Genomic DNA, 13,673 nt, shown 5'->3' with positions numbered 1-13,673 from the left:
GGGCAGATCGGGAACCGCGCGCACATGGTCCAGCACACGCGACGAAAGACTGCCGCGGTGCTGCCTTCGGCTCTCATGACGTGCGTGATCAAGCGCGGTGACTGAAGGAAGCATCGGCCGAATCTAGAAGCTCATCAGTCAACCGTGTGTGAGCCTGCATGCACATTGGTCTGCTTCCAGCGCCGGCTATCGGATCGATCCACATGCACCGCAACGTGACGCAGGCATGCATTGGTGAGACATCCGTCCGTTGCGATCACGCAGGCAGTGTGTGATGCACCACGTCCACACAACTGCACGCACCACCGCGCTGCCGGTCAGCTCACCCGGCAATCGTGAAGACCGAACCCGAATCCACGCGCACGCCGGCGCCGTTGATGAAACTGGCGCGCTCCGAACACAGGAACGCGACCACCGATGCCACTTCTTCGGGGCGGCCGCGGCGCTTGAGCACCATTCCGGGCCGCTCTTCGTCCAGGAACGATGCAACCGCCTGCTCGAACGTGGTGCCGTTCTCGCGCGCGCGTTTTTCCATCATCTTGTCGGTCATCGGCGTTGCGATGAAGGCCGGCGACACCGTATTGACCAGCACATTGTCGCCGCCATAGGCCTTGGACAGCCCCTTGGACAGGCTGAGAATGGCCGCCTTCGAGGCGCAGTACGGCAGCTCGTCCACATAGGGCTGCACGGCGTCCTCGGACGCGAACAACACGATCCGGCCCCACTGCTTGCGCCGCATGGCGGGGATGGCCTGGCGACACATGCGCACCGCGCCCATCAGGTTGATGTCCAGCGTCTCGAGCCAGCCCGCATCGTCGACCTCCAAGAAGTCGCCGGTTGCACCGGTGACACCGGCGGCGTTGACGTAGATGTCCGGGTCGCCCAGTTGTTCCCGCACCTGTGCCCAGAGCGCGGTGACGTCGTGCTCGCGGGTGACGTCTCCCTCGATGGCGATGATCTGCCCCAGGTCCGACAGCTCCGCCTTCGCCTGCGCCAGCGTGCCGCCCGGGAGATCGGTGATGGCCACGCGTGCGCCGGCGGCGAGGAGCTGGCGTACAGTCTCCTTGCCCATTCCCGAATCGCCGCCACTGACGAGGGCGACGCGACCGGCTATTCCGAGATCCATGGTGAGCTCCTGGTAGTTGAAAGAGGGTGTGGTGTACGCGTCACTAGCGCGCAAGAAACCGTTCGGCCGTGCGCAGGCCCAGTGCCATCTGGGTCAGGGCCGGATTGGCGGCCAAGGCGCTGGGAAACACCGAGTTGTCACAGAGGTAGAGGTTGGGGATATCGAACGAGCGGCCGTCCGGGTCGACCACGGCCGTCTGCCGGTCACGGCCCATCCTGCAGGTGCCCAGGGTGTGCGCGGAGCGGGCCGCGGCGAAGATGCTGCGGGCTCCTGCAGCCTCCCACACCGCCTGCAGGAAGCGCCGCGCATGCGCATCCAGTGCCTGCTCGTTGGGGCCATAGCTGAAGTCGATCCGCGCCTTGCGATGGCCGAAAGCATCGCGCTCGTCGGACAAGGTCAGCCGGTTGCGGTCGTACGGCAGGCACTCGCCGTTGATGCCGATGCCGGCCAGGTGGTTGTAGCGCTGCAGGGTGGTCATCAAGGTGTTGCCCCACATTCCTGCGCCGCGCGCCAGCGTGTTGGCCAGCGTCACCGGCTGGACGCCCAGGCTCTGCACCAGGTAGCCGCCGATGAAATCGGCACCGGGCGGACGCAGCATGTCTTCGGTGATCAGCGACGACGGGTAGCCGCGGTTCATGCGCATCTGCGCATCGAACTCCCCCCACACCTGCGTGGCCACGTGCGCCATGAAATTGCGCCCGACCTGCCCGCTGGAGTTGGCCAGCTCCAGATTCAGCAGCAGGCGGGGCGTCTCCACGCCGCCGGCGCACAGGAACACGGCACGGCAGCGTTGGCGCAGGCTCCGCCCATGTTGCTGATAGACCACCCCACTGATCGTTCCACGCGCATCGCGCTCGATGTCGATCACCCGACTGTCGGCACGCAGCTGGGCGCCATGGGCTGCGGCCAACGGGAGCCAGGTGGTATCGACACTCACCTTGGCGCCGTTGCTGCATCCCTGATGACACGCGCCGCAGTTGTTGCAGGCCGCTCGCCGGCCCCAGTGCGGCTGATGATGTGGCGTGGTCACCAACGCCGCAGGCGCATCGGTCGCCGTCACACCCAGCGCGCGGCAGCCGCGCGCCATCGCCTCAGCCGGCGCATTGCGTTGTGCCGGCTGATAGCGATAGCTCCGGTCCGGGTCCCACGGATAATGCGCGGGCCCGGAAACGCCGATGAACTCCTCGACCCGGCGGACATACGACAGCAGCTCCGGAGACGCGATCGGCCAATCGGCGCCCTCACCGGTCTGCGTGCGCAGCGCGAGATCGCGTGCATCCGGCCGCGGACAGAACGCGCCCCAGTGCAGCGTCGAGCCGCCCAGGCCGGACCCTGAGTTGTTCGGCCCGAACGCGGTGGGGGTCTGCCCGCCGCTCAACCGCTCGTCCATCCAGTAGATGCCGGTGGTGAGCTCGTCGGGAAGATGCGCGTCAGGGGTGAACGCGGCGCCCGCCTCCAGCACCACCACCGAGACCCCGGCCTGCGCCAGCCTTGCCGCCACCGGGCCGCCTCCGGCACCGCTGCCGATCACCACCGCATCGACGATGTCGGTGCTGCACTCGGGCCTCACCGGGCACCCGGTGCGCACAGCTGCCACTGCTCGTGCCGGTTGGCGGTGGTGAGTTCATAGCCCGGGCTGTCCAGGCCCGCACCACCCACGGCAAATCCATCGTAGCCCAGCAGCGCCAGCGTGGCGGGAAGGCTGGTCCAGGTGCGGATCGCCTCGGCACGCACATCCTCGAACCAGTGGGCGAGCTGGGCGGCATCCAGGCCATAGGCCGACGTGTCGCCCGCTGCGCAAGCGGTAATGCTGTGCAGCCAGCGGTCCTGGTCCTCGGCGGCCAACCCGACAAAGCCGTTCGCCAGGGCATCGAGCGCCTCCAGGCCCAGTGGCAGCGCTGCGGCATCGGCCGGCAGGTCGGCGTGCCGCCACCCGTCACCTGGGCCCTGGGCAAGCTGCACATCGATGCGCCGTGCGATCTGCCGTGCGTCGCGCGCGCCATCCAGCACGCGCGCGACCACCGCGGTCAGGATCTCAAGCTGATTCGGGCGCAGGATGCCTGTGGCCGCCGCCGGCGGGCCCGCATGGCGCGCGAGCAGCACCTTGCGCATCCGCGGTGCCACCCGGCTGGCATTGAGCAAGGCCACAAATTCTTCAGGCAGGCACTGCTGCACGCAGTGCTCCACATGGGCAGCGATGTGCTGCGCCAGCTCCTGCGGACGCTCATACGGGATCTGATGGGCTGCGCCGTCGACAACCACACAACGGGCATGCGCATAGTGCGACAGGTTCAGCCGTCTTTGCGCGGGTTCGCCGAGGTCGCCGTCTTCGCCACCGGCCACGATCAACGCCGGAACGTTAATGCAACCGGCCGGCTCACGGCAGTCTTCCCGGCTGCCATGGGTCAGCCAGGCCAACCAGGCGTTGGCGCTGGTACGCAGCACGTCGTCGACCGCGCATTGTCTGAGTGCTGGCGGAAGCGGCAGCGCGCAGTTGTCATCGACGAACTGCTCCGCCTCGGCCTGCGTAGGGCGCCCGTTCTCGAACCAGCCAAGCATGGTCTGTCGCCGCACTTCATCCATGGGCTCCGGCGCGGGAGGCGATGCGGCGACGAGCACGACACCGGCGAGTCCGGCAAGACCGGCAACGCCGTCGCGCGCCTGCGCCGCGGCCAGCGTGGCGATCTTCCCGCCCATGCTGTGCCCGATGACACACCAGCGCGTGGGCTGGCGCTCGATGACCTGGTCCACGAACCAGGCCACCTGTGCGCCCACACGTGCATCGTCCAGCGGCTCCGCATCGCCGAAGCCGGGTATGTCCAATGCCACGCACTCAAAACGCTCCCCCAGGTGCTGGATGACAGCATTCCATTCCTGGCGGCTGCCCCCGAGGGCGTGCAGAAAAAACAGCGTCGGCTTTGCCATGCACCACCTCGGTCACAAGAACTCCATGGTGACGAGGCGCTCGTCCACGCGCCGTGCAGATGAGTTCGCAAGGTGCACCGCGCGGTGCGCGACTGCATACCGGATGTCAGCGGCCCGACGCAGGTTCTTGCGGGTCGACAAGGCTCAAGCCACAACGTCGCGACGTGTGCAAAGCGATGACCGAGCGGCGTCGCGCGGTGATGCGCCGCGGACGCGGTGCAGTGTGGACTGCCTGCGGCGCATAACCCGTGACAGCGCGGTCACAGGTGGTGCTTCAGCTATCTGGCACGTTCTTTTGAAGAGATGGATCTCCAGGCACCGGCAGCGCGTGGAATGGCAGAGGCCATGGCTGAAGATGGCGATCGCTGCGTGGGCGCAGTCCGGCATGGCCATTAACGTCTGCAAACCTCCTGGCTGTGATGGTGGGCGCGCAGTGATGACGCACCCACGCATCCCGACGACGCACGGTGCGATGGTCGGCGACGACGACTGCCGTACTGGCGATATCGCCCGCCCGGTCAACCACGCGCATTGCGCCACGGCGCCGGGTGGGCGCCGCACGCGGGCGGGTAAGTCTCAGAACTCCTGCCAACTGGTTTCGTTGCTGACCGCAGCCAGTGCCGGCCGCGGCGTCGCAGGGGTGCTACGGCCAACGACGGCTGGCTTCGGCTTTGCCGTCTTTGCAACCGAAAGGCTGGACAGCAGCGCGGTGACGGCCGCACCACCGGCGGCATCGGTCTTGAATACCGCGACAGCGTCGGTGAGATGGACGGCCTGCTCTTCCAGCGAGCGCGCCGCTGCCGTTGCCTCTTCCACCAACGCGGCGTTCTGCTGCGTGGTCTCGTCCATCTGGGTGACCGTCTGATTGACCTGCTCGATCCCTGCCGACTGTTCCTGCGACGCAGCGGAGATCTCGCCCATGATGTCGGTGACGCGCTGCACGCTGGCAACCACTTCGGTCATCGTCGTGCCGGCACTATGCACCAGCGCCGAGCCCTCGGCGACACGCTGTACCGAGTCATCGATCAAACTCTTGATTTCCTTGGCAGCGCCGGAGGAGCGCTGCGCGAGCGTGCGCACCTCGCTTGCCACCACCGCAAAACCGCGCCCCTGGTCGCCTGCACGTGCGGCTTCCACTGCCGCGTTCAAGGCCAGGATATTGGTCTGGAACGCGATGCCATCGATGACGGAAATGATGTCGGCGATCTTCTTGGACGAAGCCTCGATTCCTGCCATGGTCTCGACCACCTTGCTGACCACCTGCCCACCCTGTGCGGCGACGCTGGCGGCACCGATGGCGAGCTGATTGGCCTGACGCGCGCCCTCGGCATTCTGCCTGACCGTCGAGGTGAGCTCTTCCATCGAGGCGGCGGTTTCTTCCAGGTTGGCCGCCTGCTGCTCGGTGCGCTGCGACAGATCCTGGTTGCCCGCAGCGATCTCGCTGGCCGCGCCCTTGATCGAAATGGCAGAGGTCTTGATGCCGGTGACAATCTCGGCAAGCTGCGTGGCAGTGGCGTTGGCATCGTCGCGCATCTGTGCGAAGACGCCACGGAACTCGCCGCTCATGCGCGCGGTGAGGTCACCTGCGGCAATGGACTGCAACAGACCGGACAGCGACTGCAGGTTGCCGTCGGCGGTGGACATCAAGGTGTTGAGGCTCTCCACCATGACGCGGAAGTCATATTGAAAACGGTCCGCATCGCCGCGGGCAGTGAAATCGCCATCGGCAGCGGCCAGCGCGAGATGCTTGATCTCGGTATTCATCGCGCCAAGGTTCTGCTTGACCTGCACCATGGTATCGGTGAGCACGGCCTTCTCGCCGGGCAGCTTGTCCATGTCTTGGCTGAGGTCGCCGATCGCATAGCGCCCCATGATCTGCGCAAGCTTCGCCGTGACCGCAATGTGCGAGGCCACCAGGTCATTGGTGTCGTGCGCCATACGCCCGTAATTGCCCGGAAACGCCGATGCGTCGATGCGGAAACTGGTCTGCCCGTCGTCGTGACGTTTTGCCATGTCGGCCTGCGCAGCGAGCAGGTTCTGCAGCTGCAGTTGCATCTTGCTCATCGCGTTGAGCAGGCGCCCGCTTTCATCCTTGGCCTGCGTGTCCACATCGTTATCCAGATTGCCGCCTGCAATCGCCTCGGCGGCACGCGTGGCCCGGCTCAGGGGCAGCGTCAAGCTGCGGGTGATGGTGAAGGCGAGCAGGCTGCTGATGAGCACCACCGCCACGCCACCGATGATCAGCAGGGTCTTGCCCCGGTTCATCGCGGCAACCGCATCGTCGTAGGATTGCGCGGTCTGCTTTTCCTGCAGCTTCACATTCTCGGCGATCTTGGCCTGCCAGACGAGCATCGCCGGGCGCGCCTTCTCGCTCAGAAACAGCTGCGCCTCATCGTTCTTGTTCGCCGACGCGAGCACGATGACCTGATCATTCAAAACACGCGAAACCTCGCGAGCGGCATCGATTTCGGCGCGGAGCTTGAGGCCGGCATCGGTCGCAGGATACGTCTCCAACGCCTTTCGCTCATCTGCGTAGCGCTGACGTTGTTCCTTGACGGTTTGAGCAGCCTGCTCATTCAACTCGTCAGACGTCACCATCGCCAGCGTTCCAAGCGCAATGAAGATATTGGAGTTGGCATCGCGCATGGCGTTGCTCAGCTGCATCTTGGCGACGTTGACCTTGACGATGGTGTCCATCTCGGTACGGGCGCTGGCCATGGTGCTCAGGCCCGTGGCCACCAGCAAACCCGACAACAGAATGAGAATACCGAAGGCCATCCCCAGTCGGCGGCCAACGTTGTAGCGCTGCAAGAACGTGTTCATCAGTAGGTTCGACCAGAAATATGGAAAGAGGCAGGCATGCACCGCGTGTGCAATGCCTGTGCTCCGTCTATATCGACTCGCTATTGAGCGGCTGAATACCTTGCCTGGTAAAAAGGCATAGCTCCGCTGCGGCGACCCGAAACCGATTCAGTATTCGATGCTCAAGCAATTCGCGGGCAGGCGTGCGGGCCGTGTCTGGTGGTGCTCCCATCAATCGAACCGAGAGATAACACCTATTGCAACGGCAGCGCGCTCCGCAGGCGCAGCGTGAAGATGTGAACGCGTTGCGACGCGAGAAAATCGTTACTCATGTGCCAAGTGATCGTTTCAGGCTCAGTCGCTCTGTCATGCGTCAGCGTGCCTGGGTACCAAGCGAAGGACATGTCCCACGTGGCTGTGCAATAGCGTGAGCAGTTCGCGGCCAGTTCAAGCTGATTGATCCAGGCCGGGTCGACACCTTCTTGATCAGACCCGATAAAGACATCGTGCTGACACGTGCTCGCTAATGTGCTGCCGCTGTGCGTCGCGCTGCTGCTGTACCGACGCGTTGAGCACGACAGACTGGTCTGGCCAGATCAGCGAGACAGGTGCTGGTGCATGTTTGCTCCATCGGATTGCACGCTGAAGACCCGCGCGACTTCAATGCCAAGGAAATCTCACGAAGCGGCGCAGCCATGCCGTTCATCCGCAGCAACCTTGAACACGCGGTTCGCTTGAGCATCGACGGATCTGACGCGGCGGCTCAAGGGCCGGCCTGCTCTGACCGCATCAGACCCCGATCAGGGCGACGACGCTACGCCAACGCAAGCGCCCGCCCGCACCGCTAGGCAGGCCCGGACCGCACGGCATCTTTACGCAGCAGGGCCGACGCTCCTCCGTGCCCGATCAGGCTGGAGGTCAGCGATCAGGGTGGCCGGGTGGGCCGGGTGGACGTGCAGGAAACAAAAACCCCCGATTTCTCAGGGGTTTTGGACCTTCTTGGATGTCCCCGGAGGGTTCATCTGGTGCGCCCGGAGGGATTCGAACCCCCGACCAATGGCTTCGGAAGCCACTACTCTATCCGGCTGAGCTACGAGCGCCTGGCCGGGCATTATGCCAGACCGGCGCCAGCCGCGCGATGTCCGGCAGTTCCCGGCAAGGCGCTTGGGTGAGCCGACGCCGGCGACCACGTGAACCGGCCTCGGCAGCGGATGCAGCTCGCTCCAGGCCAGCCACGCGATGGCCTCCACCCGCCAGCGCTGGGCGCCCGCATGCCCCACTGCCATTTGTCGTGCTTGTCCGAGGTCATGCACACCCAACCCAAGCCCGTCCGGTTCCCTGCTCCTCCTGTTTCCCTGCTCCTGCTGTTCCTGCTGTTCCCCAATTTCCCCTGTCCCCCTACCCACCTGCCCACCTGATGCCCGCTGCTATGCGCAATGCGCGGCGCGCCAATCTCCGCATGGCCGGGGCCGGGGTGCGCTGCTACCCTTTGCGACATGAGCGAGCATGGGGTTGAACAGGCAGCGGCAGCGCCCGCGCTGACGTGGTCCGAACGGTTGGGGCAGTACTGGAAGCTGGTGCGTGGCGACCGCCCGATCGGCAGCCTGCTGCTGCTGTGGCCCACCTGGTGGGCACTCTGGCTGGCCGCGGACGGCCTGCCGCCGTTGTGGACGTTGTTCGTGTTCACCGCCGGGGTCTGGCTGACCCGCTCGGCCGGCTGCGTCATCAACGACTACGCCGACCGTTGGCTGGACCCGCATGTCGAGCGTACCAAGACCCGCCCACTGGCCACCGGTGCGGTGTCCGGACGTGAGGCGTTGTGGGTGTTCGTGGCGCTCATGCTGGTGGCGTTCGCACTGGTGCTCAGCCTCAACTGGCTGACCGTGGCGCTGAGCGTGCCGGGTGTGTTTCTGGCTGCGAGCTATCCCTATCTCAAACGCCATACCCACCTGCCGCAGGTCTACCTGGGCATGGCGTTCGGCTGGGGCATTCCGATGGGCTTTGCGGCCGTCCAGGGCAGCGTGCCGTTGCTGGGCTGGCTGCTCTATGCGGCCAATATCCTGTGGGCCACCGCCTACGACACGTGGTACGCCATGGTCGACCGCGACGACGACATCCGCATGGGCAGCAAGTCCACCGCCATCCTGTTCGGCCGCTATGACCTGCTGGCGCAGAGCGTGCTGTATGCGCTGATGTTCGCCACCCTGGCGGCGGTTGGCCTGCGTGCCGCGCTCGGCGCTGCCTACTGGGCAGGCCTTGGCATGGCGGCGCTGCTGGTGGTCTACGAATTCCGCATTGCCCGCCACCGCGAACGCGGCCCGTGCTTCCGCGCCTTCCTGCACAACAACTGGGTGGGCCTGGCGATCTTCCTCGGAATCGCGATCGCGGTGGCAGCACGTTAGCAGCGGGAATTGGGAATTGGGAATTGGGAATCGGGAATCGGGAATCGGGGTCCGGGGATCTGGAATCTGGAATCTGGAATCTGGAATCTGGGATTGGCAGGCGGCAGCGTTCGACAGACAAGGGCCCTTTGAATGATGTGCTTCGCTCAAGACAAGCGTTGGCCGATCCAACGTAAAGCCTGCGCCGCAGAGCACCATTCCGCAGGCAGCAAGCCCCTCTCCTGCGGGAGAGGGGTTGGGATGAGGGTACGGAACCACGCAACGCCTGCAGCACCCCACTGACGTGTCTTTGCGCTTTTCTTCCAAAGCCATGTCAAACAGAACACCCATCACGGCACCCGCGCGCACACCCATGCATCCACCCGCTGCACGCCTGCGCGCCGCAAGGCCCTGGCCGCCGCATGCAGCGTGGCGCCGGTGGTCATCACGTCGTCCACCAGCGCCACGTGCGCCGGTAGCGCGCCACGCGCCACGAATGCGTCGCGCACATTGCGCTGCCGCTCGATTGCGTCCAGCTCGGATTGCGGCGCAGTTGCACGCACCCGCCGCAGCAACGGCAGACACGGCAGTCGTAGCGCGCGGCCCAGCGGCCTGGCCAACTCAAGCGCCTGGTCGTAACCACGCTGACGCAAGCGCTGGCGGTGCAGGCTCACCGGCACCAACGCCTGCGGCCGCGGCAGGCTGGCGCAGCGCCTGGCCATCAGCTCGCTGAGCAGACGCCCCGCCGCCAGGTCCTGGTGAAACTTGAAGCGCCGCAGCAGGCCATCCACCGGCCAGCGGTAGGTAAAGCAGGCATGCACGCGCTGCAGCGGCGGGGGTTGCTGCAGGCACTGCCCGCACAACGCCACACCATCGGACGCGAACAGCGGGCTGGCGCAGCACAGGCAGGCGTGGCCGTGCTCGGGCAGCGCGGCGCGGCACGACGGGCATAGATCGCAGTCGGCCACTCCCGCCTCGGCACAGACCAGGCACAGGCTCGGCAGCAGAAACCGCAACACCCGCTGCGGCCACCTGTAAACCGACCCCACCCCATTGAAGTTGACAGCCTCTTCCATGCTCACCAGACTGCCTGGCTTCCAAGCCGCTGACTGTCAGGAAACTCCGATGTCTGTTGTCGTCCGCCATGACTGGGATCGCAAAGAGCTGCAGGCGCTGTTCGATCTGCCGTTCCCCGAGTTGCTGCATCACGCCGCCAGCGTGCACCGCGCGCATTTCGATCCGGCGCAGGTGCAGGTCTCCACGCTGTTGTCGGTCAAGACCGGCGGCTGCCCGGAAGATTGCGCGTACTGCCCGCAGGCGCAGCGCTACGACACCGGCGTGACCGCACAGAAGCTGATGGAGACCGAAGAGGTCGTGGCCAAGGCGCGCCAGGCCAAGGCGGCCGGCGCCTCGCGCTTCTGCATGGGCGCGGCCTGGCGCTCGCCCAAGGAGCGCGACATCCCCAAGGTGGCCGCGATGATCCGCGAGGTCAAGGCCATGGGCCTGGAGACCTGCGCCACGCTCGGCATGCTCGACGCCGGCCAGGCGCGCGCGCTGAAAGACGCCGGGCTGGACTACTACAACCACAATCTGGACACCGCGCCGGATTACTACGACTCGATCATCCACACCCGCCAATACCAGGACCGGCTCAACACCCTGGAGCATGTGCGCGACGTGGGCCTGAAGACCTGCTGCGGCGGCATCGTCGGCATGGGCGAAACCCGCGACCAGCGCATCGGCCTGCTGCTGGCACTGGCCACGCTGCCGGCGCACCCGGATTCGGTGCCGATCAACCAGCTGGTGCAGGTCGCCGGCACGCCGCTGCATGGTACCCAGCAACTGGATCCGTTTGAGTTCGTGCGGATGATCGCCGTGGCCCGCATCACCATGCCCAAATCGATGGTGCGCCTGTCCGCCGGCCGCGAAGCGATGAGCGACGAGCTGCAGGCGCTGTGTTTCCTGGCCGGCGCCAACTCGATCTTCTACGGCGAAAAACTGCTCACCACCGGCAACCCGGATACCGAACGCGACCAGGCCCTGTTCCAGCGCCTGGGCCTGCGCCCGATGCAGATCACTGTCGATGCCGCCGACCACGACCACCCGGGCACCGTGCATGCGGACATCACCTGCGGCCAGGCCTGCGAACGCGCGGCATGACCGCGCAGCGCCGCATCGTGGGATGAGCCCGCACCGCGCTTGGGCCGTCCTGCGGCGATGGGCCGGGCTCTACGGCAGGCGTTGCGTTGGAGACAGCGCCTGCCTGCAGCCGATCCTGCGGCAGCGCCTGATCGGGCCATCGCCAATCCGCGATGGCACCGGATGCAGCACCGGCCCTCAGCCAGCGCATGCCCGGAGCCGGTTACAAGCACTACCACCCGATCATCCGGACCGTGGCAGAAACGCGCCGCGGACAGCGCGACGCACTCGATCACCCCATCGCGCTGCGCCCTGCCGGTTCGCAATTGCCGTGGTCGTGGACCCTGAGCGGCCACAGACCGCCATAACGCGCGAGGCCTCCGGCAACCGCCGACGAGCTTGTACGTGCCTGCCAGCACCCCGACGCCCCCGGGCCACCACACCGCACCGGCTGTCGGTGTCGACTGGGCGAGGTGACCGCGGCACGCTACGCTAGCGGACCTTTTTCGATGTCGACTCCCCATGGCTCGCCCCGATCTGCACGAACGGATTTCGTCGCTGCGCAAGTTGCGCCTCGCCCAGGAACGGGTACGGGTACGCCGCCAGGTCGGTCGCCGCGATGGCGTGCGCCTGGAGATCGATGGCCGCTGGCTGACCGGGTTCTGCTCCAACGACTATCTGGGCCTGGCGCAGCAGTTCGAAGTGGTGGCCGCCTTGCAGGACGCGGCCGCGCGCGATGGTGCCGGCGCCACCGCCTCGCACCTGATCTGCGGCCACCACACCGCACACGAGACGCTGGAGCGCGAAATCGCGCAGTGGCTGGGGTATCCGTCGGCGCTGCTGTTCGGCAGCGGCTTCATCGCCAACCTGGCCGTGCAACAGGCCTTGCTCAGCGAAGAAGACGATGTCTGCGTGCAGGACCGGCTCAATCACGCCAGCCTGCTCGATGCCACGCGCCTGGCCGGCTGCCGGCTGCGGCGCTATCCGCACCTGGATGTGGAAGGCGCGATGCGCCAGCTCAAGGGTGCCCCCGAAGGCGCGGCGATGCTGGCCAGCGACGGCGTCTTCAGCATGGATGGCGATGTGGCGCCGCTGCGCGCGTTGAGCCTGGTGGCACGCATGCAGGAGGCCTTGTTCTACGTCGATGATGCGCACGGAGTTGGCGTGCTGGGCCCGCAGGGGCGCGGCTGCGTGGCCGATGCCGGGCTGGGCGTGGCCGAAGTGCCGCTGCAGCTGGTGACGCTGGGCAAGGCGCTGGGCGGCTATGGCGCCGTGGTGGTCGGCGAGGAGGCACTCATCCGTCACCTGGCCGAAACCGCGCGCCCCTACATCTACACCACGGCCCTGCCGCCGGCGCAGGTCGCCGCGACCCTGGCCGCAGTGCGCCTGGCGCGTCGCGACGACTGGCGGCGTGCGCGCCTGGTCGAACTGATCGGCAGCTTCCGCGATGGCGCGCGCCGGCATGGGTTCGAACTGATGGCCTCCGATACCCCGATCCAGCCACTGCTGTGCGGCGAAGAAGCCACGGTGATGGCGATGTCGGCCGCCCTTGAGCAGGCGGGGTTCATGGTCGGCGCAATCCGCCCACCCACGGTGCCCGAGGGCAAGGCACGCCTGCGGGTGACCCTGTCGGCCCTGCATACCCCGCAGCAGGTGCAGGCGCTGATCGAGGCGATCGTGCAGGCGCGCGACGTGGTCAGCCGGCAACCGCTGCGTGCCTCTGCCTGAGGCGAGCCGCAGTTCCTGCATGGCCTGCGCTGGAAGCAGCAGCGGTTACCCGACCAATGCATCGCCTGCACCAGGCGCGCGCGGCGGGCGGCAAGCGCGCGCCGATTCTCCGTTGCAACCGGCCCAGCATGCATCGCACCGGTGATGCAGCGTTTGCGTGTTCGCCATTGATGGCCTCTTTTCACTGACATGCCGCCGGCGACACCCCACACAGCCTCGGCGGCGCAGCGCCGCGTATGGGAAGCCTTGTCGCTGCTGTATCTGGACACCGACAGTCGCGACGACAACAGCATTGCGCACGTTTTAGCCGTCTCACCATTCACCCTGGAACAGTTACGCACGATGCTGTTGCACGAGGTGCATCCGGTCCTGATCGGCAATCTGCGCAGCGTGGCCGGCGTGTGGAACCGATTCGATCCCGAGTGGTTGGCGGCCACGATCCAGGCGCGGCGTGCACGGCGCTGGCGCTGGCCGGCGCGTTGGTGCTGGCGCGGCTACGCGCGCGCGCAGTGGGCGTTGCTGGCCCCGAAGATCGGCGCGCTGCGTGCAGCCGTCTCGCACTGACGCCGACG

9 protein-coding genes and 1 tRNA gene are annotated in these 13,673 nt (G+C 66.4%); 4 read left to right on the top strand and 6 right to left on the bottom strand.

What is annotated here, in order from left to right; translation table 11 throughout:
* Positions 1-322 precede the first annotated feature (322 nt).
* From RZV17_RS02080 to RZV17_RS02060, 5 genes are all read right to left on the bottom strand, one after another.
* Positions 323-1,126, bottom strand: coding sequence for an SDR family oxidoreductase (locus RZV17_RS02080; RefSeq protein ID WP_355606834.1), 804 nt, complete (start codon positions 1,124-1,126; stop codon positions 323-325).
* Between the two features lie 43 nt (positions 1,127-1,169).
* The gene (locus tag RZV17_RS02075; protein WP_355609104.1) at positions 1,170-2,654 is read right to left on the bottom strand and encodes a GMC family oxidoreductase; all 1,485 of its coding nucleotides are present in this window, start codon (positions 2,652-2,654) and stop codon (positions 1,170-1,172) included.
* A gap of 38 nt (positions 2,655-2,692) precedes the next feature.
* Entirely contained in the window at positions 2,693-4,051 is a 1,359-nt protein-coding gene (locus RZV17_RS02070) for an alpha/beta fold hydrolase (RefSeq protein ID WP_355606831.1), read from the bottom strand.
* A 576-nt stretch (positions 4,052-4,627) separates the two neighbouring features.
* On the bottom strand, positions 4,628-6,874 hold the full coding sequence (locus RZV17_RS02065) for a methyl-accepting chemotaxis protein (RefSeq protein WP_355606828.1): 2,247 nt from the start codon (positions 6,872-6,874) through the stop codon (positions 4,628-4,630).
* A 1,002-nt stretch (positions 6,875-7,876) separates the two neighbouring features.
* Positions 7,877-7,953: transfer RNA gene (locus tag RZV17_RS02060), tRNA-Arg, on the bottom strand.
* Positions 7,954-8,349: 396 nt separating this feature from the next.
* On the opposite strand from RZV17_RS02060, the gene ubiA reads away from it, so the two are divergent.
* A complete protein-coding gene (ubiA, locus tag RZV17_RS02055; protein ID WP_355606825.1) occupies positions 8,350-9,255 on the top strand; it encodes a 4-hydroxybenzoate octaprenyltransferase in 906 nt (301 codons plus the stop codon).
* 329 nt (positions 9,256-9,584) lie between these two features.
* Here the strand turns inward: ubiA and RZV17_RS02050 are convergent, their stop codons facing one another.
* The gene (locus tag RZV17_RS02050; protein WP_184374591.1) at positions 9,585-10,310 is read right to left on the bottom strand and encodes a ComF family protein; all 726 of its coding nucleotides are present in this window, start codon (positions 10,308-10,310) and stop codon (positions 9,585-9,587) included.
* 49 nt (positions 10,311-10,359) lie between these two features.
* Here RZV17_RS02050 and bioB point away from each other — a divergent pair, with 49 nt between their 5' ends.
* The 3 genes from bioB to RZV17_RS02035 all read left to right on the top strand — a co-directional run bounded on the left by bioB (position 10,360) and on the right by RZV17_RS02035 (position 13,665).
* Positions 10,360-11,394, top strand: coding sequence for a biotin synthase BioB (bioB, locus tag RZV17_RS02045; RefSeq protein WP_104579345.1), 1,035 nt, complete (start codon positions 10,360-10,362; stop codon positions 11,392-11,394).
* 501 nt (positions 11,395-11,895) lie between these two features.
* Positions 11,896-13,101, top strand: coding sequence for an 8-amino-7-oxononanoate synthase (gene bioF, locus RZV17_RS02040; protein WP_184440981.1), 1,206 nt, complete (start codon positions 11,896-11,898; stop codon positions 13,099-13,101).
* Positions 13,102-13,290: 189 nt separating this feature from the next.
* Positions 13,291-13,665, top strand: a complete 375-nt coding sequence (locus RZV17_RS02035; RefSeq protein ID WP_355606820.1) for a hypothetical protein — start codon at positions 13,291-13,293, stop codon at positions 13,663-13,665.
* The last annotated feature ends 8 nt before the right edge of the window (positions 13,666-13,673 follow it).

It is taken from the genome of Xanthomonas cannabis (assembly GCF_040616535.1).
GTDB lineage: Bacteria > Pseudomonadota > Gammaproteobacteria > Xanthomonadales > Xanthomonadaceae > Xanthomonas > Xanthomonas cannabis.
Note: the sequence above shows the minus strand (reverse complement) of the source record. Positions and strands in the feature narration are given on the sequence as shown.